This window comes from Clavibacter michiganensis, from assembly GCF_002151125.1.
GTDB classification, from domain to species: domain Bacteria; phylum Actinomycetota; class Actinomycetes; order Actinomycetales; family Microbacteriaceae; genus Clavibacter; species Clavibacter michiganensis_C.
The window spans coordinates 276,983-298,576 of the sequence record NZ_MDJZ01000005.1 but is presented as its reverse complement, the minus strand read 5'-3'; the positions used below and the strand labels follow the sequence as shown (position 1 = coordinate 298,576).

Below are 21,594 nucleotides of genomic sequence, written 5' to 3'. Positions count from 1 at the left end.
CCCGCGTGAACTCGCCGCATCCTGGCGCCTCCCAGGTGGCCGATAGGGTGGGCCCATGACCGAGCAGACGAGCGCGATCTCCCGTTTCTACAGCGTGATCCCCGCGGGGGGCGTGGGCTCCCGGCTCTGGCCGCTGTCCCGCGCGGACGCCCCCAAGTTCCTCCACGACCTCACCGGATCCGGCCGCACGCTGCTCCGCGACACGTGGGAGCGGCTCGCGCCCCTGTCGGGCGAGGACCGGATCATGGTGGTCACCGGACGCGCGCACCGCGCCGCCGTGGAGGCCCAGCTGCCCGAGCTCGCCGACCCGAACGTGGTCCTCGAGAGCGAGGGGCGGGACAGCACCGCCGCCATCGCGCTCGCCGCCGCCATCCTCGAGCGCCGCGAGCCCGGCGTCATCATCGGCTCGTTCGCCGCCGACCACGTCATCGCCGACCCGGACCGCTTCCGCGACACCGTGCGCGAGGCCGTCATCGCCGCCGACGCCGGCTACATCACGACCATCGGCATCACCCCCACGGAGCCCGCGACGGGCTTCGGCTACATCCACACCGGCAAGGCCCTCAGCATCCCGGACGCGCCGCACGCCCTCGAGGTCGCGTCGTTCGTGGAGAAGCCCAGCATCGGCGTCGCGCGCGGCTACGTGAAGGGCGGCACGCACCTCTGGAACGCCGGCATGTTCATCGCGCGCGCCGACCGCCTCCTCGAGGAGCTGGGACGCACCGAGCCCGAGCTGCTCAAGGGCGTGCTCGAGCTCGCCGAGGCGTGGGACACCGCGGACCGCGGCGTCGTCGTCGACCGCGTCTGGCCGAACCTCAAGAAGATCGCGATCGACTACGCCGTCGCCGAGCCGGCCGCGGCGCGGGGCGCGCTGGCCGTGATCCCCGGCACCTTCACCTGGGACGACGTGGGCGACTTCGCCTCCGTGGCCAAGATGCACTCGAGCGGCCGCAAGTCCGACCTCGTGATCCTCGGCGAGGACGCGCGCGTCCTGTCCGACGCGTCGAGCGGCATCGTGGTGGCCAACAGCAAGCGCGTCATCAGCCTCATCGGCGTGCGCGACATCGTGGTCGTCGACACCCCGGACGCCCTGCTGGTCACCACGAAGGAGAACGCGCAGCGCGTGAAGAGCGTGGTGGACGCGCTCAAGCTCAGCGGCGGGACGGACGTCCTGTAACGAAGGGGCAACGATCCCCTCGGGCGCTCTCCGCGGCCCGAGGGGGCTGGTACCGCCGCCGTTAGATTCCGGGGATGCCCCGCACCCGCCGCGCCGTCCGTGCCGCCACCCTGCCCATCGCCCTCCTCGCCGCCGCAGCCCTCGCCGGCTGCGGCGCGGCCCCCGAGCCCGGCGCCACCACGGCTGCCGCGAGCGACTACTGCGCCCGCATGGTCACCAACTCCGGCGGCCTGCAGGACCGCTCCTTCAACCAGTCGAGCTGGGAGGGGCTCCAGCGCGCGGAGCGGGAGCTGGGGATCCAGGCCGACGTCCTCGTCTCGACGTCGGAGACGGACCTCGCGCCGAACGTCGAGCAGGCCGTCGGCACGGGCTGCGGCTTCATCCTCACGGTCGGCTACGAGCTGGCGGAGGCGACCTCGGCCGCCGCGGCCGCGAATCCCGACGTGCACTTCTCCATCGTCGACGAGGTCGTCGACGCCCCGAACGTCAAGCCGCTCGTCTTCGACACCGCGCAGGCCTCCTACCTCGCGGGCTACCTCGCGGCGGGCGTGAGCGAGACCGGCAAGGTCGGGACCTTCGGCGGCGGCAACCAGCCGCCCGTCACCCTCTTCATGGACGGCTTCGTCGACGGCGTGGCCGCGTACAACGAGGCGCACGGCACGAGCGTCCAGGCGCTCGGGTGGGATGCCGCCGCGCAGGACGGCACGTTCACGGGCGACTTCGAGGACGTGTCGAAGGGCCAGACCACCACGCAGAACCTGCTCGACCAGGGCGCCGACGTCATCATGCCGGTCGCCGGCCAGGTGGGGGAGGGCGCCGCGTCGGCGATCCTCGCCCACGGCAGCGGCAAGCTGATCTGGGTCGACAACGACGGCTACGACACGCTCCCCGCCGAGTACCGCCCGCTCCTGCTCACGAGCGTGCTCAAGGACACCGGCCAGGCCGTGGTCGACATCGTCGCCGACGACCAGGACGGGACCTTCACCTCCGAGCCCTACGTCGGCACGCTCGCGAACGGCGGCGTGGGCCTCGCGGAGTACCACGACCTCGCGGCCTCGGTGCCGGCCGAGCTGCAGTCCGAGCTCGATGCCCTGGAGGCCCGGATCGTCTCCGGCGACGTGCAGGTGCGGTCGGTCTCGACCCCCTAGCAGGGCCCGTGTTGCCGCGGTGTTTCGGCCTCGTCCCGGATCGGTAACGCTTGCGCGCGGAGGCCCGATCCGGGCACGGGAGGCATTCCCGCGCATGGGTAACATGAACGCACATCGCCCGGCGGACCCGGGCTGCATCTGGAGGCCACAGTGACCATCACCACCCGAAAGGCCGCCCTGGGCGGTCTCGCCGCCGTCGGCATCACCGCGATCCTCGCGGGCTGCGGCGCCGCCCCCGAGACGACGACCGGAGGTGCGGGCGGTGAGGCGACGAGCGACCTCGTCTCCTGCATGGTCTCCGACTCGGGCGGCTTCGACGACAAGTCGTTCAACCAGCTCGGCTTCGAGGGACTGACGAAGGCGGCCACCGACCTCGGCCTGGAGACCCCGACGACGGTTGAGTCGGCCGCCGAGACCGACTTCGGACCGAACCTCACCAACCTGGCCGACCAGGGCTGCGGCCTCATCGTCACCGTCGGCTTCCTGCTGGCGGACGCGACCAAGGAGGCGGCCGAGGCCAACCCCGACATCGAGTACGCGATCATCGACGACGCCTCGATCGACGCCCCGAACGTCAAGCCCATCACCTTCAACACGAGCGAGGCCGCGTTCCTCGCGGGCTACTCGGCGGCGGCCTACTCGAAGACCGGCACGGTCGGCACCTTCGGCGGCCTGCAGATCCCGACCGTCACGATCTTCATGGACGGCTTCGTCGACGGCGTCGCGTACTACAACGAGCAGAAGGGCAAGGACGTCAAGGCCATCGGCTGGGACGTCGCGAGCCAGAGCGGGTCGTTCACCGGCGAGTTCGTCGCCAACCAGACGGCGAAGACCGCCGCGCAGACGCTCATCGACCAGGGCGCGGACGTCATCATGCCCGTCGGCGGCCCGATCTTCCTCAGCGCCGGCGAGGCGATCCGCGACTCGAGCGACAAGCAGGTCGTCATGGTGGGCGTCGACTCCGACGCGTACGAGACCGCGCCCGACCTCAAGGACCTCTTCCTCACCTCGGTGCTCAAGGGGATCGACTCGGGCGTCGAGGACGTCGTGAAGACGGCCGCCGACGACCAGTTCGACGCGACGCCGTACGTGGGCACCCTCGCGAACGGCGGCGTGGACATCGCCTCGTTCCACGACTACGAGTCCGAGGTCCCGTCCGACCTGTCGGGCGAGCTCGACGCCATCAAGGCGGGCATCGTCGACGGCTCGATCACCGTCGAGTCGCCGTCGTCGCTGACGAAGTAGCATCGAACGCACCGCGGGGGGATCGGCAGGCGCCGGTCCCCCCGCCGCGTGTCCACCCGACCCACCGAACGGATTGATCCGATGAAGCTCGAACTGCGGGGCATCACCAAGCGCTTCGGCGCGCTGGTCGCCAACGACCACATCGACCTCGTGGTCCAGCCGGGGGAGATCCACTGCCTCCTCGGCGAGAACGGCGCAGGCAAGTCCACGCTGATGAACGTGCTCTACGGCCTGTACCAGGCCGAGGAGGGCGAGATCCTCCTCGACGACCGGGTGGCGCGGTTCGCCGGGCCCGGCGACGCGATGGCCGCCGGCATCGGCATGGTCCACCAGCACTTCATGCTCATCCCCGTCTTCACGGTCGCGGAGAACGTCATGCTCGGCCACGAGGAGACGAAGCTCGGCGGCCGGCTCGACCTGGCCGGCGCTCGCGCGAAGGTGCGCGAGATCTCGGCCCGCTTCGGCTTCGACGTGGATCCCGACGCGCTCGTCGCGGACCTGCCCGTCGGCGTGCAGCAGCGCGTCGAGATCATCAAGGCCCTGTCGCGCGACGCCGAGGTGCTCGTGTTCGACGAGCCGACCGCCGTGCTCACGCCGCAGGAGACCGACGAGCTCATGGTGATCATGAAGCAGCTCCGGGACGCCGGCACGGGCATCGTCTTCATCACCCACAAGCTCCGCGAGGTCCGCGAGGTCGCGGACCGCATCACCGTCATCCGGCTCGGGAAGGTGGTCGGCGAGGCCGAGCCCACGGCGAGCAACGCCGAGCTCGCGTCGCTCATGGTCGGCCGGAGCGTGTCGCTCACGGTCGCCAAGGAGCCGGCGACGCCCGGTGCCGCCGCCCTCGTCGTGCGCGACCTCACGGTGGTCGACGCCGCAGGCCAGGTCGTCGTCGACGGCGTGAGCTTCGAGGTGCGCGCGGGGGAGATCCTCGCCATCGCGGGCGTGCAGGGCAACGGCCAGACCGAACTCACCGAGGCGATCCTCGGCCTCCAGCCCCGCGTCACGGGCACCATCGACCTCGACGGCACGCGCCTCACCGGCCGCTCCGTCCGTCGCGTCCTCGACGCGGGCGTGGGCTTCGTCCCCGAGGACCGCAACGAGGACGGCCTCGTCCCGGAGTTCACCATCGCCGAGAACCTCATGCTCGACCGCTCCGACAGCCCGCCATTCGTCGTCGCCGGATCGCTGAAGCTCGGCTACCTCGATGAGTTCGCGCGCGACCGCGTGCGTGAGTTCGACATCCGCACGCAGGGCATCGACACCCACGTCGGCCGGCTCTCCGGCGGCAACGCGCAGAAGGTCGTGCTCGCGCGCGAGCTCAGCCGCGACCTCCGCCTCTTCGTCGCCGCCCAGCCCACGCGCGGCCTCGACGTCGGATCCATCGAGTTCGTGCACACGCGCGTCGTCGAGACGCGCGACCGGGGCCTCCCCGTCATCGTCGTCTCCACGGAGCTCGACGAGGTCGCGGCGCTCGCCGACCGCATCGCCGTGATGTACCGCGGCGGCATCGTCGGCATCGTGCCGGGCGACACCCCGCGCGACGTGCTCGGCCTGATGATGGCCGGCGAGGTCCCCGCATCCGTCCCGACCCCCACGACCGCCGGAGGGCGCACCGCATGACCGACGACACCACTCGTCCCGAGGGCCAGGGCCCCGAGGACCCGTCCGCGGGGCAGCTGCCCGCCTCCGGTCGCGAGGCCGCGTCCGTGGGCGACCCCACGCGCTCCGAGGCGCCCGCCGGGGTGCCCGCGGTCGCGACCGCCGACGGTGCCGGCGCCGGCGACGGACCCGAGGGGTCGCGCGCCGGCCAGGTCCTCCGCGAGATCGCGAGCGGCAGCGCGCTGCTGTCCGTGCTCGCGGTCGTGCTGTCGCTCATCGTGGGGGCGCTGCTCATCGCCGTGACCGACGAGCGCGTGCAGACGGCCGCGGGCTACTTCTTCCAGCGCCCCACCGACACGCTGGACGCCGCGTGGGACGCCGCGTCCGGCGCCTACTCCGCGCTCTTCCAGGGGTCGATCTACAACTTCCGCCGCCCCGGCTTCGCGAACGGCATCAAGCCGCTCACCGAGACGCTCACGTTCGCGACCCCGCTGATCGCGGCCGGCCTCGGCGTCGCGCTGGCGTTCCGCGTGGGCCTGTTCAACATCGGCGCGCGCGGCCAGATGCTCATCGCCGCGGCGTGCGCCGGCTGGGTCGGCTTCAGCTTCGACATGCCGCCCGTCGTGCACCTCGTGCTCGCGGTCGGCGCCGGCGTCGTCGGCGGCGCGCTCTGGGGCGGGATCGTCGGCCTCCTCAAGGCGCGCACCGGCGCGCACGAGGTGATCGTCACGATCATGCTCAACTACGTCGCCTTCTACCTCATCTCCTACCTGCTGCGGACCCCCGGCCTGCTGCAGGCGCCCGGCTCGAACAACCCGAAGACGCCGGCGATGGCCGAGAACGCGGTCTTCCCGGCGCTCCTCGGCGACGGGTACTCGCTGCACGCGGGCTTCCTCGTGGTCGTCGTCGCGACGGTCGTCGTCTGGTACCTCCTCAACCGCTCCGGCCTCGGGTTCCGGTTCCGCGCGGTCGGCGAGAACCCGAGCGCCGCCCGGGTCGCCGGAATCGACGTCAAGAACTCCTACCTCTACGCCATGCTCATCTCCGGCGGCCTCGCGGGCCTCGCGGGGGCGAGCCAGGTGCTCGGCACGGTCACCACGGGCTTCAGCTCGGGGATCGACGCGGGCATCGGCTTCGACGCCATCACGGTGGCGCTGCTCGGCCGCAGCCGGCCGTGGGGCGTCTTCGTCGCGGGGATCCTGTTCGGCGCCTTCAAGGCCGGTGGGTTCTCGATGCAGGCGGCGGAGGGCGTGCCCATCGACATCGTCGTGGTCGTCCAGTCGCTCATCGTCCTGTTCATCGCGGCACCCCCGCTCGTGCGGGCGGTCTTCCGCCTCCCCGCGCCGGGCCAGGCGCGTCGCACCACCCGGATCCGGAAGGCGGCGATCGCATCGTGACCGCGACCACCCCCACCGCCGCGCCCTCCCCGGCGCCGCACGACCCCGCGGCCGTCGCCCTCGAGCGCGCCGTCGCGACGAGCTGGAAGGCTCCCGTCGCCTTCGGGATCTTCACCGTGATCTCGCTCGTCCTGTTCGTGCTCCTCGGCCGCGAGGGGTCGAGCACGTTCGGCCTCTCCACGGGCACGGACCTCATCCAGCTCGCGCCGCTCGTGCTGCCGACCGCCGCCACGGGCGTCGCCGTCACCGTGGTGCTCGCCGCGCTGACGGTCGTGTCCGCCCTGCTGGTGCGCCGGTCGGCGAAGGTGCCCCTGTGGTTCACCGCCGTGTTCGCGATCCTGTTCCTCGTCGCGTTCCTCACGTGGGCGTCCGCGGGCCAGACGATCCCGGTGCCCGGCCTCCTCGTGGGCACGGTCGCGCTGTCGGTGCCGCTCATCTTCGGCGCGCTCGGCGGCGTCCTCTCGGAGCGCGTCGGCGTCGTCAACGTCGCGATCGAGGGCCAGCTGCTCGCGGGCGCGTTCGTGTCCGCCGTGGTGGCCTCCATCACGGGGCAGCCGCTCATCGGCCTCGCGTCCGCGATGGTCGCGGGCATGATGGTCTCGTTCGTGCTCGCCGCGTTCTCGATCAAGTACCTGGTCGACCAGGTCATCGTCGGCGTCGTGCTCAACGTCCTCGTCACCGGCCTCACGAGCTTCCTGTTCTCGCAGGTCCTCTCCGTGGACGCGGCGCGCCTCAACTCGCCGCCGCGCTTCGACCGGATCGACATCCCGGTCCTCGGCCAGATCCCGATCATCGGCCCCGTGCTCTTCCGGCAGACGATCATCGTCTACGTCATGTACGTGGCCGTCTTCCTCGTCTGGTACTGCCTGTTCCACACGCGCTGGGGCCTCCGGCTCCGCGCGGTGGGCGAGCACCCGCAGGCGGCCGACACCGTGGGCATCAAGGTCTCGGCGACCAGGTTCTGGAACGTGTCCCTCGCGGGCGCCATCGCCGGGCTCGGCGGCGCGTTCTTCACGCTCGGGTCCGTCGGCGCGTTCAACAAGGAGATGACGGCGGGCGCGGGGTTCATCGCGCTGGCCGCGGTCATCTTCGGCCGGTGGGATCCGCTGCGCGCCACGCTCGCCGCCCTCCTGTTCGGCTTCGCGAGCAACCTGCAGAACGTCCTCGGCGTCATCGGGTCGCCCGTGCCGAGCGAGTTCATGCTGATGCTGCCGTACGTCGTGACCATCGCCGCGGTCGCCGGACTGGTGGGGCAGGTGCGCGGCCCGGCCGCGGCCGGCAAGCCCTACGTGAAGTCGTGAGCGCCGTGGAGCCCGTCCAGTCCGGCGGCATCGACTGGGGATCGCTGCGCGAGGCGGCGCACGACGCCATGGAGCGCGCCTACGTCCCGTACTCCCGCTTCCCGGTCGGCGTCGCGGCCATCGCGACCGACGGCCGCGTGATCACCGGCTGCAACGTCGAGAACGCGAGCTACGGGCTGACGCTGTGCGCGGAGTGCGCGCTCGTCAGCGTCCTGCACCTGACGGGCGGCGGCCAGCTCGTCGCCTTCACGTGCGTCGACGGCGACGGCAACATCCTCATGCCGTGCGGGCGGTGCCGCCAGCTGCTGTTCGAGCACGCGGTGCCGGGCATGCTGCTCGAGACCGTGTCGGGGATCCGCACGATCGACGAGGTGCTGCCCGACGCCTTCGGGCCGAGCACGCTGAACGCCTACGGGGACCGCTCGTGAGCGCCGCGTTCGACGTCGTCGACCTGATCCGCACCAAGCGCGACGGCGGCCGGCTCTCGACGCCCGAGATCGACTGGCTCGTCGCGGCGTACACCGACCGCTACGTGGCGGACGAGCAGATGGCCGCGCTCGCGATGGCCATCCTCCTCCGCGGCATGGACCGCACCGAGATCCGCGACCTCACGCTCGCCATGATCGCGAGCGGCGAGACGCTCGACTTCTCCGGACTCGGCAAGCCCACGGTCGACAAGCACTCCACGGGCGGCGTGGGCGACAAGATCACCCTCCCGCTCATGCCGCTGGTCGCGTCCTACGGCGTCGCCGTGCCGCAGCTCTCGGGCCGCGGCCTCGGCCACACGGGCGGCACGCTCGACAAGCTCGAGTCGATCCCCGGCTGGCGCGCCGACCTCTCCACCGAGGAGATGGTCCAGCAGATGAAGGACCACGGCGGCGTGGTCTGCGCCGCCGGCAGCGGGCTCGCCCCCGCGGACAAGCGCCTCTACGCGCTGCGCGACACCACGGGCACGGTCGAGGCGATCCCGCTCATCGCCTCCAGCATCATGAGCAAGAAGATCGCGGAGGGCACGGGCTCGCTCGTGCTCGACGTGAAGTTCGGCGGCGGCGCCTTCATGACCGACATCGACCGCTCCCGCGAGCTCGCGCGCACCATGGTCGAGCTCGGCACGGACGCGGGCGTCACGACGACCGCGCTCCTCACCGACATGGACGTGCCGCTGGGACTGGCCATCGGCAACGCCAACGAGGTGCGCGAGTCCCTCGAGGTGCTGGCCGGGGGCGGTCCGGCCGACGTCGTGGAGCTCACGCTCGCGCTCGCGCGGGAGATGCTCGCGGCGGTCGGGATCCCGGACGCCGACGTCGAGGACGCCCTCCGCGACGGCCGCGCCATGGACTCGTGGCGCGCCACCGTGCGCGCGCAGGGCGGGGATCCGGACGCGGCCATGCCCGTCGCCCGCGAGACGCAAGTGGTCACCGCGGAGCGCGACGGCGTGCTCGTGCAGCAGGACGCGCTGCCGTTCGGCATCGCCGCCTGGCGCCTCGGCGCCGGACGCGCGCGCCAGGGCGACGCCGTCCAGCACGCGGCGGGAGTGGACCTGCACGCGAAGCCGGGGGACCGCGTCCGCCGCGGCGACCCGCTGTTCACGCTCTCCGCCGACGAGCCCGCGCGGTTCGCCCGCGCCCTGGAGTCGCTCGAGGGCGCGTACCGCGTCGGCGACCCGGAGGAGTTCGCGCCACGCGGCCCGCTCGTGCGGGAGCGCATCACCGCCGAGGGCTGATCCGCGCCGGCCGCCGTTCCGCGCGGACGGCGGTCGGGCGGCTCCCCGGGCGGCTCGCGGGCCGGGCCGCCCGTCAGCCGATGCGCTCGAGCGCGTCGACCACCACGTCCCAGAAGCCCGCGTGGTCGAGGTCGACCGCTACCTGCGTCGTGCAGTCCGCGGGGGCCGGCCGGCGGAGGTCCGCCACCGTCATGCCCGTCGTGTGCGTGCCCGTCAGCTCCACGGAGATCGGCGCGCGCCGCACCGAGACGAGGCGCGGGTCGATCACGCGCGCGACCGCGCACGGGTCGTGCACGGGCGGGCTCGGGAAGTCCTGCCGGTCGTGGTACGCGCGGCCGTACGACTCCATCGAGTCGACGACGAACCGCGCGGCGGGCGTGCCGAGGGCGGCGATGCGCGCCAGCACCTCGGGCGTCGCGGTGGCCTGGTACGTGAGGTCGAGGCCCACCATGGTCACGGGCCACGCCTCGCCGAACACGATGTGGGCGGCCTCGGGGTCGACCGCGACGTTGAACTCCGCGACGGCGGTGCGGTTGCCCGCGTGGTATCCGCCGCCCATCAGCACGACCTCCCTCACGCGCTCGACGATGCGCGGCTCGCGGCGCACGGCCAGCGCGATGTTCGTGAGGGCGCCGAGCGGCACGAGGGTGATCTCGCCGGGCGCGTGCGCCATCACGGTCTCGATGATGAGGTCCACGGCGTGCCGCGGGTCGAGCGCCACGGCGGGCTCCGGCAGCTCCGGCCCGTCGAGGCCGGACTCGCCGTGGATCTCGGGCGCCGTCATCACGGGCCGCACGAGCGGACGCGCGCAGCCGGCGGCGACGGGCACCCCGTCGATCCCCGCGACGGTCGCGACCGCGAGCGCGTTCCGCGTCACCTTCTCCAGCGTCTGGTTGCCCGCCACCGTGGTGATCCCGACGAGCTCCACCTCGGGGCTGCCGTGCGCGAGCATCAGGGCGAGGGCGTCGTCGTGGCCGGGGTCGCAGTCGATCAGGATCTTGACGGGCACGTGGGTCCTCCGGGGGCTCGGGCGGCGCGACGCCTCGCCCGCCGATGATGAGTGCGCTCACGACCTCGTCGCGGGCCTCGTCGAGGCTAGTAGATTCGTCCCATGACACTCGCTCCCGAGGACTCCACGCTGCCCGGCGGAGGGTCGTACCGCGACCTCCCCAAGGTCTCCCTCCACGACCACCTCGACGGCGGCCTCCGCCCCTCGACCATCGTCGAGATCGCCGACGAGATCGGGCTCGAGCTGCCCGCGCAGGGGGCCGAGGCGCTCGGCGAGTGGTTCCGCACCAGCGCCGACTCGGGATCGCTCGTCGACTACCTGAAGACCTTCGACGTCACCATCGCCGTCATGCAGACCGAGGCGCACCTGGCGCGCGTCGCCCGGGAGTTCGTCGAGGACCTCGCGGACGACGGCGTCGTCTACGGCGAGATCCGCTGGGCGCCCGAGCAGCACCTCGCGCAGGGCCTCTCGCTCGATCAGGCCGTCGAGGCCGTGCAGTCCGGCATCGAGGAGGCCGTGCGCGGCGTCGAGGAGGCGGGCGGATCCATCCGCGTCGGCCAGCTCGTCAGCGCCATGCGCCACCTCGACCGCGGCACCGAGATCGCCGAGCTGGCCATCCGCCACCGCGACCGCGGCGTCGTCGGCTTCGACATCGCCGGGCCCGAGGCCGGCTTCCCGCCGTCCCGCATGCAGGGCGCGTTCGACCTCCTGGCGCGCGAGTGGATGCCCCGCACGATCCACGCGGGCGAGGCCGACGGCCTCGAGTCCATCCGCGGCGCGCTGCTCGACGGCCGGGCGCTCCGCCTCGGCCACGGCGTGCGCATCGCCGAGGACATCGAGATCGACAGCGAGGAGGGCGAGGACGTCTTCGTCACCCTCGGCGCGCTCGCGCAGTGGATCAAGGACCGCGGCATCCCGCTGGAGCTCAGCCCGTCGTCGAACCTGCAGACCGGCGCCATCGAGGCCTGGGGCGACGCGATGACCGACCACCCCTTCGACCTGCTGTACCAGCTCGGATTCGCCGTCACGGTGAACCCCGACAACCGCCTGATGAGCGGCACCACCATCAGCCGCGAGCTGGCGCTCCTCACGGACGCGTTCGCCTACGACCTGGACGACCACGAGGCCTTCCAGCTCAACGCGGCGGCCGCGGCCTTCCTGCCGCTGGAGGAGCGCGAGGCGCTCGCCGACATCATCTCCGACGGGTTCGCCCGCCTGTAGCGCAAGGCCCCGGCCCCGCGTCCCGCTCGTCCGCCCGCCCACCCCGACAGAGAGGTCGCACCCCGTGCTCCCACCGCTCCCGGACGACGCCGTCACCCTGGGCGCCGAAGCCGGCGACTGGCGCGCCGCCGTGCGCCTCGTCGGCGACGCGCTCGTCCGGTCGGGTGCGGCCACCGCTGACTACGGGGACGCGATGATCCGGGTCGTCGAGGAGTTCGGACCCTACGTCGTCATCGCCCCGGGGCTCGCGCTCGCGCACGCGCGGCCCGGGCCCGACACGCTCGCGGACGGCCTCGCGGTCGTGACGCTCACGGAGCCGGTGGCCTTCGGGCACGCGCACAACGACCCCGTCGACGTCATCGTCGGCCTCGCGGTCACCACGGTCGACCGGCACGTGTCCTCCGTCGCCGACATGGCGAACATCTTCAACGACGCCACCGCCATCCCGCGGCTGCGCGCCGCCACCACCGTCGACGAGGTCCGGCGCATCATGGCCGGCGAGGAGAGCGCATGAAGGTCGTCGCCATCTGCGGCGTGGGGATCGGCACGTCCGGCATCCTCAAGGTCAACGCCGAGCGGGCGCTCGCGCGCCTCGGCATCGAGGCGGACGTCACGGCGGCCGACCTCGCGAGCGTCGCGTCCATCGGCGAGGACGCGCAGGTCATCCTCACGTCGCCGGAGCTCGTGGACCGCATCGGGCCCACGTACGCCGACGTCGTGGTGATCGAGAACTACTTCGACCTCGAGGAGATCTCGGCGAAGCTCGACGCCGCGCTGGGCTGAGCCTCCGGCGCGGTCGACCGCCGGGTCGGCGCCTCGCCGGCCGGACCCGCGTCTCCGCCGGCCGACGGGCGCGGGCCGCCGCGGAGCACCACCGCGACGGCCGCGACGAGGGCCGCGACGGCCACCGCGACGGCCGCCGACGCGATAGCGGGCGAGGGCGCCGTGACGGGCTCGCCGCGGAGCGCCTGCACCGTCACGATCGCGATCACCGCCAGGTACGTGATCGCCGCGATCGCCGTCAGCCGCACGCGCACCCGGTCGGGCGCGAGCGCGGGGATCCGGCGCCCGGCCGCGCCGAGGACCAGGGCGGCGACCGGCAGCAGCTGCAGCGCGTGCATGCCGACGAAGTGCGGGATCCGCAGGTCGCCCGCCGTCGTGCTCCAGCCGAGCACGGGGATCCCGGGGCCGCCGTCGGCCGCGCCCACCGCGTGCGCGCCCGCCACGCCGTGGAAGTCGGCCAGCTGGGCCGCGGTCGGCGACGTCATGAGGTACGCGAGCCCGATGCCGACGAGCGCGATCACGGCTCCCGCGCGGATGCCGAGGGTGAGCGCCGGGTCGGGGAGCCGGAGGCGCAGCACCGCGAGGCTCGTGGCGAACGTGCAGAGGTAGAGCACGGTGATCGACGTGGCCATCACGGCCCAGAGCGTCGTCGCGAGCGGGCTGGAGATGTTGAAGTGGCTCGTCGTGCCGGCCGCCGCCGCGCCCACGATGACCGCCTGCTCCACGACGAGCGCGACCGCGACCACCGTGCCGAGGATGTGCGCCGGCCGCCGGTAGCGGGGGAGGCGCGCGATGAGCCACGCCCAGGAGACGGCGTAGACGAGGATCGACAGCGAGAACTTGGCGGGTTTGTCCCAGACCGGCGCGCCGGACACGGTGCGGTCGTCGACCAGACCGCCCACGAGGCACGCCGCGGCGACGACGGCCATCAGCGCGGCGACCGCCATGAGCGGCCGGTGCCAGCCGAACGCGCGCCGGATCACGACGCGCCGCCCGTCGACGCCCACGCGGGCGAGGACGCGGTCGCCTGCGCGATGCGGCGCAGCCCCGCCGCCAGCTGGTCGCCCAGCACGGTGCCGACCACCATGAGCTCGGCCATGGCCGTGCGGTCGGGGCGCCCGCGCACCGCGGCGAGGTCGGCCTCGGCCTGGATCGCCGCGGCCTCCGCGTAGCGCGCGAGGTAGGCGTCCTCCATCGGGTGGCCCGAGCGCGCGAACGCGTCGACGGCGCGCGCCGCCTGCGCCCGGCCTGCGTGCCCCTCGATGACGCACCAGCCGGCCTCCGCGCTGGCGGCGTCCACGCGGGCGAGCGCGTCGGCGGGCGGGGGATCCGCGGCCGTCGGGCCCGGCGTCAGCGCGTCCTGCGCGACGGCGAAGACGTCCTGCACGTGGCGCTCCTCGTCGTCGAGCGTCGCGAGCACCTCGCGTGCGCGCGCGACGGGCAGCCGTCCCACGTCGATGAGGGCGCGGATCAGTCGGACGCGGCGCGCGTGCTCCTCGTCGTAGTCCGTGCGGTTGTCGCTCACGCGGATGCCCGCGGGGAGCAGGCCCTCGCGGACGTAGTACTTGACGGTGGCGGGGGCCACGCCCGTGGCCTCGGCCAGCTCGGTGATGCGCATGCGGTGAGGCTAACGCGCTGATAGCGCCACTACCAGTAGGGGAGGGAAGAGAGCCGCGGACCGGCGACGGCCCGCGGCTCCGCGGCGGCTAGACCTCGAGCAGCTGCGGCACGGCCTGCGCGAGGTCGGCGATGATCGCCCGCGCGGCGTCCCTGCGCTCGGCCACGGTGCCCTCGGTGCTCTGCGCGTCGAGGTAGACCTTGACCTTCGGCTCCGTGCCGCTCGGTCGCACGATGAGGCGCGCGCCGTCGCCGAGGTGGAAGCGCAGCACGTCGCTCGGCGGCAGGTCGACCGTCCCCTCGGCGAGGTCGTCCATGCGCTCGACGCGGCGGGACCCGATCGAGGTCGGCGGCGACTGCCGGAGCTTCGCCATGATCCGCGGGATGACCGCGAGGTCGGTGACGCGCACCGAGATCTGGTCGCTCGCGAAGGAGCCGAACCGCTCGGCGAACTCGCGGTCGTAGTCGTCGATGGTCTGCCCGCGCGACTTCAGCAGCATCACCCCGTGCAGCACGGCGACCGCGGCGGAGATGCCGTCCTTGTCGCTCGTGATCCACGGCGCGACCAGGTAGCCGAGCGCCTCCTCGTAGCCGTAGATGAGGTCCGGCGCGCGCGAGATCCACTTGAAGCCCGTGAGCGTCTCGCGGTAGCCGAAGCCCAGCTCCCGGGCGACGACCTCGAGCGCGGGGGACGAGACGAGGGACGAGGCGAACGTGCCCGTCTTGCCCTCGTCCGCGTACCGCTCGGCGATGCCGAGCCCGAGCAGCATGCCGACCTCGTTGCCGGAGAGGCGCCGCCACGCGCCGTGCTCGTCCGCGATGGCGACCGCGAGGCGGTCGGCGTCGGGGTCGTTGGCGATGATGAGCTCGGCGTCCGACTGCACGGCCGCCTCGAACGCGAGGTCGAGCGCGCCCGGCTCCTCGGGGTTGGGGAAGTCGACGGTCGGGAAGTCGGGATCCGGATCCGCCTGCGCGGCGACCACCACGGGCGCGTCGACGCCGACCGCGTCGAACACGCGCGCCGCGGTCTCCCACCCGACGCCGTGCAGCGGCGTGTAGACCCACTTGAGCGGTGCGAGCGGGGCCGCGAACAGGCCGGCGGTCTCCTGCACGTAGGAGTCGATCAGGGACTCGGGCGCGGTCTCGTAGTCGTCCGCCACCGGCAGCTGCTGCACGGTGCGCTCGCCCGCGGCCTTGTGGATGAAGGCCGCGATGTCGCGGTCGGCCGGGCTGACGATCTGCGCGCCGTGGTCCTCGTCGCCGAGGTAGACCTTGTAGCCGTTGTCGCGCGCCGGGTTGTGGGACGCCGTGACCATGACGCCGGCGCTCACCGCGAGGTGCTTCACGGCGTACGCGAGCACGGGCGTGGGCAGCGCCCGGGGGAGGAGCACCGTGCGGACGCCGGCGCCCGCCATGATGCGCGCGGTGTCCTCCGCGAAGATCCGGGAGTTGTGGCGCCCGTCGTACCCGATGACGATGCTCGGGCGGGGGCTGCGGCTGCGCAGGTAGTCGGCGAAGCCGGCGGCGGCCTGCGACACGAGCACGCGGTTCATCCGGTTGGGACCCGCGCCCAGCTCGCCGCGGAGCCCGGCGGTGCCGAACTGGAGGCGCGTCTGGAAGCGGTCGCGGAGGTCGGCGGACGCCTGCTCGCGGTCGGCGGCGGAGATCCCGGGCGCGCCGTCGACGCGCGCGAGCAGCTCCTCCACCTCCGCGCGCGTGACCGGATCCGGGTCCTGGGCCTGCCAGGCGCGCGCGGCGGCGGCGAGGGCGACGGTCTCCTCGCGGCTCACAGCGCGCCCACGATGCGGGCGAGCATCCCGCCGATGCGGCCCTCGGCGGCGCGACCGGCCTCGATGACCTCCTCGTGGCTGAGCGGCGTCTCCTGGATCCCGGCGGCGAGGTTCGTGATGAGCGACATGCCGAGCACCTCCATGCCGGCCTCGCGCGCGGCGATGGCCTCGAGCGCGGTGGACATGCCGACGATGTGGCCGCCGATCGCCTTCGCCATCCGCACCTCGGCGGGCGTCTCGTAGTGCGGGCCGCGGAACTGGCAGTACACGCCCTCGTCGAGGTCGGGCTCGACCTCGTGGGCGATCGCCCGGAGCCTGGCGGAGTAGAGGTCGGTGAGGTCGACGAACGTGGCGCCCTCGAGCGGCGAGTCGGCGGTGAGGTTGATGTGGTCGCTGATGAGGACGGGCGTGCCCGGCGTCCAGTGCTCCTTGATGCCCCCCGCGCCGTTGGTGAGGATCATCGTGGTCGCGCCGGTCGCCGCGGCGGTGCGGACGCTGTGCACGACCCGGCGGACGCCGTGGCCCTCGTAGTAGTGGGTGCGCGCGCCGATGACGAGGGCGCGGCGGCCGGACGGCAGCAGCACGCTGCGGAGCGAGCCGACGTGTCCCTCCAGCGCGGGCTTCGAGAAGCCGACGACCTCGGTGGCCGGGATGGTCGCGGTGGTCTCGCCGATGAGGTCCGCCGCGCGCCCCCATCCGCTGCCGAGCGTCAGGGCGATGTCGTGGCGCTCGACGCCCGTGAGCTCGGCGATCTGCCGGGCCGCCTGCCGCGCGATCTCCTGGGGGTCCGCGTCGGGCGACTCGAGGGGGTTGCTGTAGGTCATGCCCCGATCCTAAATGCGCGCGACCCCGCGCCCCGGGCGGCCACGGCGGCGTCGCGGAGGCGCCGGGCGACCGGTTCGCGCGGGGCCGGGGCCTGCGGGATGATGTGCGCATGGGATACGAGTTCGAGGCCAACCAGCGGATCGCCGTCCTCGGTGGGGGCCCGGGCGGATACGAGGCGGCCATCGCCGGAGCGCAGCTCGGCGCGGAGGTGACGCTCGTGGAGCGGGTCGGCGTCGGCGGCTCGGCCGTGATGACCGACGTGGTGCCCTCGAAGACCCTCATCGCCACCGCGGAGGCCACGAACGCGCTCGGCGAGGCCGCCGACCTCGGCGTCCAGTTCTTCTCCCGCGGCGAGCAGAGCCGCCGGCCCGTGCGCCCCGAGGTGGCCGTCAACCTCCAGGCCGTCAACGACCGCCTGCTGCGGCTCGCGCGCCAGCAGTCCGAGGACATGAAGTCGAGCCTCATCCGGGCGGGCGTCCGCATCGTGCAGGGCGAGGGACGGCTCGACGGGCCGAACCGCATCATCGTCTCCACCGGCCGCGGCGGCGGCCGCGGCACCGACTTCGACGAGATCGACGCGGACACCACGGTCATCTCCACGGGCGCGAGCCCGCGCATCCTCCCGACCGCGAAGCCCGACGGCGAGCGGATCCTCACCTGGACGCAGCTCTACACGATGGACTGCGTGCCCGAGCACCTCATCGTCGTCGGCTCCGGCGTCACCGGCGCCGAGTTCGCCTCCGCGTACACGGCGCTCGGCGCGAAGGTCACGCTCATCTCCTCCCGCGACCAGGTGCTGCCCGGCGAGGACGCCGACGCCGCCCGCGTGATCGAGGACGTCTTCACGCGCAACGGCATGACCGTCCTGTCGAAGTCCCGCGCCGAGTCGGTCGTCCGCCAGGGCGACGGCGTGGTCGCGACGCTCAGCGACGGCCGCGTCGTCGAGGGCAGCCACTGCCTCATGGCGGTCGGATCGGTGCCCAACACCGCCGGGATCGGCCTCGAGGAGGCGGGCGTGCAGATGAGCGAGTCCGGCCACATCCGCGTGAACCGCGTCGCGCGCACCTCGGTGCCGAGCGTGTACGCGGCGGGCGACTGCACGACGTTCCTGCCGCTCGCCTCCGTCGCGTCGATGCAGGGCCGCACCGCGGTCTACCACGCGATGGGCGACGCGGTGAGCCCCACCGAGCTCCGCAACGTGACCTCGAACATCTTCACGCAGCCGGAGATCGCCACGGTCGGCTGGTCGCAGAAGCAGATCGAGGAGGGGCTCGCGCAGGGCGACATCTACAAGCTGCCGCTCGCCTCCAACCCGCGCGCGAAGATGCAGAACGTGAAGGACGGCTTCGTGAAGCTGTTCGCGCGCACCGGCTCCGGCACGGTCATCGGCGGCGTCATCGTCGCGCCCAAGGCGAGCGAGCTCATCTTCCCGCTCGCGCTCGCGGTCGAGCACCGGCTCACGGTGGACGACGTGGCGCGCGCGTTCACGGTGTACCCGTCGCTGTCGGGGAGCATCTCCGACGCGGCGCGCGCCATGCACATCGTGCTCTGAGCCGCCGGCCGCGCCCGCGGCCCGCACGCGACGACGGCCGGCCCCTGCGGGGACCGGCCGTCGTCGCGTGGGGCGCGGGTCAGACGATGTCGAGCAGGCGGTGCCCGGACGGGACGGTCTGGCCGACAACGGCGGAGATCCCCGAGACGGTGCCCGAGGCGTGCGCCGTGAGCGGCTGCTCCATCTTCATCGCCTCGAGGACGAGGAGGAGGTCGCCCTTGACGACCTGCTGGCCCTCCTCGACGGCGAGCTTGACGACGGTGGCCTGCATGGGCGAGGTGACGGATCCGCCGTCCGAGGTGTCCACGGAGCCGGACTGCTTCCGGCGGGCGGGGGCCGCCGCCGCGCGACGGGACGTGCTCGCCCCCGCGGCGGGCGCGAGGTCCTCGGGCAGGCTCACCTCGATGCGCTTGCCGCCGACCTCGACCACGACCGTGTGCCGGGCGGGCGCCTCGGCGGCGTCCTCGAGGGCGCCGGACCACGGCTCGATGGTGTTGTCGAACTCCGTCTCGATCCAGCGCGTGTACACGGAGAAGGGCGCGCCGTCCGCCGGGGCGAAGGCGGCGTCGCGCACGATCGCGCGGTGGAAGGGGAGCACGGTGGGCAGGCCCTGCACCTCGAACTCGTCGAGGGCGCGACGGGAGCGCTCGAGGGCGTCCTCGCGGCTGGATCCCGTGACGATGAGCTTCGCGAGCAGCGAGTCGAACGCGCCGGAGACCACGTCGCCCGCGCGCACGCCGGAGTCGACGCGGACGCCGGGGCCGCCGGGCGCCTGGAAGACGTGCACGGGTCCGGGTGCGGGGAAGAAGCCGCGGCCCGGGTCCTCGCCGTTGACGCGGAACTCGAACGAGTGGCCGCGCGGCGCCGGGTCGTCGTAGTCGATGAGGCCGCCCGCGGCGATGCGGAACTGCTCGCGCACCAGGTCGATGCCCGTGACCTCCTCGGAGACCGGGTGCTCGACCTGGAGGCGCGTGTTGACCTCGAGGAAGGAGATGGTGCCGTCCTGCGCGACGAGGAACTCGCACGTGCCGGCGCCGACGTAGCCGACCTCGCGGAGGATCGCCTTCGACGCGGCGTAGAGCTGGGCGTTCTGCTCGTCGGTGAGGAACGGCGCGGGTGCCTCCTCGACGAGCTTCTGGTGGCGGCGCTGGAGCGAGCAGTCGCGGGTGGAGATCACGACGACGTTCCCGGCGCCGTCGGCGAGGCACTGGGTCTCGACGTGGCGCGGGCGGTCGAGGTACTTCTCGACGAAGCACTCGCCGCGGCCGAACGCCGCGACGGCCTCGCGGGTGGCGGACTCGAACAGCTCCGGCACCTCCTCGCGGGTGCGGGCGACCTTGAGGCCGCGGCCGCCGCCGCCGAACGCGGCCTTGATGGCGACCGGGAGGCCGTGCACGTCGACGAAGTCGAGCACCTCGTCGGCACCGGAGACCGGGTTGAGCGTGCCGGGGGCGAGCGGCGCGCCCACGCGCTCGGCCACGTGGCGGGCCGTCGTCTTGTCGCCGAGCTGCTGGATGGCGCTCGGCGAGGGGCCGATCCAGACGAGCCCCGCGTCGATGACCTGCTGGGCGAAGTCGGCGTTCTCGGCGAGGAAGCCGTAGCCCGGGTGCACCGCGTCCGCGCCGGAGCGGCGGGCGATGGAGAGGAGCTTCGCGATGACGAGGTAGGTGTCGGCGCTCGTCTGCCCGTCGAGGGCGTAGGCCTCGTCGGCGAGCGTGACGTGCAGGGCGTCGCGGTCCTGGTCGGCGTAGACGGCGACCGATCCGATCCCCGCATCCCTCGCCGCCCGGATGATGCGGACGGCGATCTCGCCCCGGTTGGCGATGAGGACCTTGTTCACACGCGTCATGGGAACCCAGCCTAGGGTCTGGGATGCTCCCGGCTTCGGAGGGTCCGCACAAACATGCGACCCCACCGGGTACGCGCGCCCACAACCCGCCGGTCCCGGCGCGTCCCTGGCATGATCGACGCATGACCGCATCCGGCACCGTCGACGACGACGCGCGAGCCGCCGCGGCCGACCTCGCGGAGCTGCTCCGGGCCACCGTCGCCGAGCTGCGGTCCCGCAGCGCGCCGGACGAGGCGCTCGCCGAGGTGCGCGCCAAGCGGTCGTTCGGCCCCATCAAGCGGCAGCCCGCCATGGTGCCGGTCGGGCGCGCCTGGCGGCTCGGGGTCCTGCTGCTCTCCGCGGACGGATCCCTCCGCCGCACCGGCAGCATCACGCGCGCCGTGGAGCCCACGCGATCCCAGGGCCTCGACTCCGGCGTCGAGGCGCGCAAGGAGGCGAGGCGCCAGGCCGTCCGCGCCTTCGAGGAGGGCGACGCGGTCGACTACGACTGGGAGCCGATCGCGCTCGACGCGGCGTCCCTGGCCGCGGGATCCGGTCCGCTGTCCCTGCGCGGCCGGGAGCTCCGCGTGCAGTGGGGGCCGAACGCCCACGAGACGCGGCCCCTCGCGGCCTACCTCGCCGACCGCATCGAGGTCCTCGGGCGGGGCTGACCTCAGCCCGCCCGACCCGCCTCCGCGCTCAGACCAGGCGCGCCTCGACCGCGCCCTGCCGGTTCCAGAGGTCCGTCCACTCCGTGCCGAGCTCGCGGACGAGTCCGCGCAGGGTGGGCAGGGACAGGCCGACGACCGTGCTCGGGTCGCCCTGGATCCGCTCGATGAAGGCCGCGCCCAGGCTGTCGATGGTGAACGACCCGGCGACGAGCAGCGGCTCGCCCGTCGCGACGTAGGCGTCGATCTCGCGGTCGGTGATGTCGGCGCGGAAGCGCACGTCGGCGACGGCCGCGCGGCCGACTCCGCGCACGATGCGGCCGTCGGTCACCTGGATCAGCCAGTGCCCGGAGTGCAGCCGGCCCGCCCGCCCGCGCTGCGCCCGCCAGCGCTCCGTGGCCCGCTCGACCGTGTGCGGCTTGCCGTGCACGACGCCGTCGATCTCGAAGGCCGAGTCGCCGCCGAGCACGAGGCCCGTGATCGGCGCGCCGGCGACGAGCTGGCCCACGACCGCCTCTGCCTTGGCGCGCGCCAGCAGCTGCACCATGTCCTCCGGTCCGAGCGGCCCCTGCCGCGCCTCTACGGCGGCGACCGCGGCGGGCTCGTCGACGTCCGAGGGCAGGACGACGGGCTCGATGCCGGCGGAGCGCAGCAGGGCGAGGCGGGCGGGGGACGTCGAGGCGAGGTGGAGGCGCGTGGTCACGCGGA

20 protein-coding genes are annotated in these 21,594 nt (G+C 73.4%); 13 read left to right on the top strand and 7 right to left on the bottom strand.

All coding sequences use genetic code 11. The annotated features are described in order from the left end of the window. The first annotated feature begins 55 nt into the window (after nt 1-55). From BFL37_RS03980 to BFL37_RS03945, 8 genes are all read left to right on the top strand, one after another. Nucleotides 56-1,177 (top strand): mannose-1-phosphate guanylyltransferase, encoded by a 1,122-nt coding sequence (locus BFL37_RS03980; RefSeq protein ID WP_086513861.1) that lies wholly within the window; start codon nt 56-58, stop codon nt 1,175-1,177. Between the two features lie 74 nt (nt 1,178-1,251). Further along, on the top strand, nt 1,252-2,325 hold the full coding sequence (locus BFL37_RS03975) for a BMP family lipoprotein (protein WP_086513860.1): 1,074 nt from the start codon (nt 1,252-1,254) through the stop codon (nt 2,323-2,325). 150 nt (nt 2,326-2,475) lie between these two features. Then, entirely contained in the window at nt 2,476-3,570 is a 1,095-nt protein-coding gene (locus tag BFL37_RS03970; protein WP_086513859.1) for a BMP family lipoprotein, read from the top strand. Between the two features lie 81 nt (nt 3,571-3,651). Further along, on the top strand, nt 3,652-5,193 hold the full coding sequence (locus BFL37_RS03965) for an ABC transporter ATP-binding protein (protein ID WP_086513858.1): 1,542 nt from the start codon (nt 3,652-3,654) through the stop codon (nt 5,191-5,193). Then, on the top strand, nt 5,190-6,569 hold the full coding sequence (locus BFL37_RS03960; RefSeq protein WP_172403733.1) for an ABC transporter permease: 1,380 nt from the start codon (nt 5,190-5,192) through the stop codon (nt 6,567-6,569). The genes BFL37_RS03965 and BFL37_RS03960 overlap by 4 nt, the downstream gene beginning before the upstream one ends. Beyond that, on the top strand, nt 6,566-7,870 hold the full coding sequence (locus tag BFL37_RS03955) for an ABC transporter permease (protein WP_086513857.1): 1,305 nt from the start codon (nt 6,566-6,568) through the stop codon (nt 7,868-7,870). Before BFL37_RS03960 ends, BFL37_RS03955 begins: the two co-directional genes overlap by 4 nt. After that, the gene (locus tag BFL37_RS03950; RefSeq protein WP_086513856.1) at nt 7,867-8,298 is read left to right on the top strand and encodes a cytidine deaminase; all 432 of its coding nucleotides are present in this window, start codon (nt 7,867-7,869) and stop codon (nt 8,296-8,298) included. The genes BFL37_RS03955 and BFL37_RS03950 overlap by 4 nt, the downstream gene beginning before the upstream one ends. Further along, complete coding sequence (locus tag BFL37_RS03945; RefSeq protein WP_086513855.1) at nt 8,295-9,593, top strand: thymidine phosphorylase; 1,299 nt, start codon at nt 8,295-8,297, stop codon at nt 9,591-9,593. The genes BFL37_RS03950 and BFL37_RS03945 overlap by 4 nt, the downstream gene beginning before the upstream one ends. Nucleotides 9,594-9,666: 73 nt before the next feature. Here BFL37_RS03945 and BFL37_RS03940 read toward each other — a convergent pair whose 3' ends face one another. Then, on the bottom strand, nt 9,667-10,602 hold the full coding sequence (locus BFL37_RS03940; protein ID WP_086513854.1) for a nucleoside hydrolase: 936 nt from the start codon (nt 10,600-10,602) through the stop codon (nt 9,667-9,669). A gap of 102 nt (nt 10,603-10,704) precedes the next feature. Between BFL37_RS03940 and BFL37_RS03935 the strand changes: the two genes are divergently transcribed. The 3 genes from BFL37_RS03935 to BFL37_RS03925 all read left to right on the top strand — a co-directional run bounded on the left by BFL37_RS03935 (nt 10,705) and on the right by BFL37_RS03925 (nt 12,606). Then, entirely contained in the window at nt 10,705-11,823 is a 1,119-nt protein-coding gene (locus tag BFL37_RS03935) for an adenosine deaminase (RefSeq protein ID WP_086513853.1), read from the top strand. A 64-nt stretch (nt 11,824-11,887) separates the two neighbouring features. Beyond that, nucleotides 11,888-12,337 (top strand): PTS sugar transporter subunit IIA, encoded by a 450-nt coding sequence (locus BFL37_RS03930; protein WP_086513852.1) that lies wholly within the window; start codon nt 11,888-11,890, stop codon nt 12,335-12,337. Next, nucleotides 12,334-12,606 (top strand): PTS sugar transporter subunit IIB, encoded by a 273-nt coding sequence (locus BFL37_RS03925; RefSeq protein ID WP_086513851.1) that lies wholly within the window; start codon nt 12,334-12,336, stop codon nt 12,604-12,606. The genes BFL37_RS03930 and BFL37_RS03925 overlap by 4 nt, the downstream gene beginning before the upstream one ends. Here the strand turns inward: BFL37_RS03925 and BFL37_RS03920 are convergent. From BFL37_RS03920 to BFL37_RS03905, 4 genes are all read right to left on the bottom strand, one after another. Further along, nucleotides 12,555-13,589 (bottom strand): hypothetical protein, encoded by a 1,035-nt coding sequence (locus tag BFL37_RS03920; protein WP_086514006.1) that lies wholly within the window; start codon nt 13,587-13,589, stop codon nt 12,555-12,557. The two genes, BFL37_RS03925 and BFL37_RS03920, sit on opposite strands and share 52 nt — an antisense overlap. After that, a complete protein-coding gene (locus BFL37_RS03915) occupies nt 13,586-14,224 on the bottom strand; it encodes a MerR family transcriptional regulator (RefSeq protein WP_086513850.1) in 639 nt (212 codons plus the stop codon). The genes BFL37_RS03920 and BFL37_RS03915 overlap by 4 nt, the downstream gene beginning before the upstream one ends. Before the next feature lie 88 nt (nt 14,225-14,312). Continuing rightward, nucleotides 14,313-16,013 (bottom strand): phospho-sugar mutase, encoded by a 1,701-nt coding sequence (locus tag BFL37_RS03910; protein ID WP_086513849.1) that lies wholly within the window; start codon nt 16,011-16,013, stop codon nt 14,313-14,315. After that, nucleotides 16,010-16,837, bottom strand: a complete 828-nt coding sequence (locus BFL37_RS03905; RefSeq protein ID WP_086513848.1) for a purine-nucleoside phosphorylase — start codon at nt 16,835-16,837, stop codon at nt 16,010-16,012. Before BFL37_RS03905 ends, BFL37_RS03910 begins: the two co-directional genes overlap by 4 nt. Nucleotides 16,838-16,947: 110 nt before the next feature. Here BFL37_RS03905 and BFL37_RS03900 point away from each other — a divergent pair, with 110 nt between their 5' ends. After that, the gene (locus tag BFL37_RS03900) at nt 16,948-18,390 is read left to right on the top strand and encodes an NAD(P)H-quinone dehydrogenase (RefSeq protein WP_086513847.1); all 1,443 of its coding nucleotides are present in this window, start codon (nt 16,948-16,950) and stop codon (nt 18,388-18,390) included. A 79-nt stretch (nt 18,391-18,469) separates the two neighbouring features. On the opposite strand, the gene BFL37_RS03895 is transcribed toward BFL37_RS03900, so the two are convergent. Then, entirely contained in the window at nt 18,470-20,239 is a 1,770-nt protein-coding gene (locus BFL37_RS03895; RefSeq protein ID WP_086513846.1) for an acetyl/propionyl/methylcrotonyl-CoA carboxylase subunit alpha, read from the bottom strand. A gap of 122 nt (nt 20,240-20,361) precedes the next feature. Here BFL37_RS03895 and BFL37_RS03890 point away from each other — a divergent pair, with 122 nt between their 5' ends. Then, the gene (locus tag BFL37_RS03890) at nt 20,362-20,889 is read left to right on the top strand and encodes a hypothetical protein (RefSeq protein ID WP_086513845.1); all 528 of its coding nucleotides are present in this window, start codon (nt 20,362-20,364) and stop codon (nt 20,887-20,889) included. Nucleotides 20,890-20,917: 28 nt separating this feature from the next. Here BFL37_RS03890 and BFL37_RS03885 read toward each other — a convergent pair whose 3' ends face one another. Beyond that, nucleotides 20,918-21,589, bottom strand: coding sequence for a Maf family protein (locus tag BFL37_RS03885; RefSeq protein WP_086513844.1), 672 nt, complete (start codon nt 21,587-21,589; stop codon nt 20,918-20,920). Nucleotides 21,590-21,594: the final 5 nt, after the last annotated feature.

Excerpts from the sequence above, each read along its gene's own strand:
- BFL37_RS03980 (WP_086513861.1), top strand. The coding sequence starts at position 56 with ATGACCGAGCAGACGAGCGCGATCTCCCGTTTCTACAGCGTGATCCCC.
- BFL37_RS03975 (WP_086513860.1), top strand. The coding sequence starts at position 1,252 with ATGCCCCGCACCCGCCGCGCCGTCCGTGCCGCCACCCTGCCCATCGCC.
- BFL37_RS03965 (WP_086513858.1), top strand. The coding sequence starts at position 3,652 with ATGAAGCTCGAACTGCGGGGCATCACCAAGCGCTTCGGCGCGCTGGTC.
- BFL37_RS03960 (WP_172403733.1), top strand. The coding sequence starts at position 5,190 with ATGACCGACGACACCACTCGTCCCGAGGGCCAGGGCCCCGAGGACCCG.
- BFL37_RS03935 (WP_086513853.1), top strand. The coding sequence starts at position 10,705 with ATGACACTCGCTCCCGAGGACTCCACGCTGCCCGGCGGAGGGTCGTAC.
- BFL37_RS03925 (WP_086513851.1), top strand. The coding sequence starts at position 12,334 with ATGAAGGTCGTCGCCATCTGCGGCGTGGGGATCGGCACGTCCGGCATC.
- BFL37_RS03915 (WP_086513850.1), bottom strand. The coding sequence starts at position 14,224 with ATGCGCATCACCGAGCTGGCCGAGGCCACGGGCGTGGCCCCCGCCACC.
- BFL37_RS03905 (WP_086513848.1), bottom strand. The coding sequence starts at position 16,837 with ATGACCTACAGCAACCCCCTCGAGTCGCCCGACGCGGACCCCCAGGAG.
- BFL37_RS03900 (WP_086513847.1), top strand. The coding sequence starts at position 16,948 with ATGGGATACGAGTTCGAGGCCAACCAGCGGATCGCCGTCCTCGGTGGG.
- BFL37_RS03895 (WP_086513846.1), bottom strand. The coding sequence starts at position 20,239 with ATGACGCGTGTGAACAAGGTCCTCATCGCCAACCGGGGCGAGATCGCC.
- BFL37_RS03890 (WP_086513845.1), top strand. The coding sequence starts at position 20,362 with ATGACCGCATCCGGCACCGTCGACGACGACGCGCGAGCCGCCGCGGCC.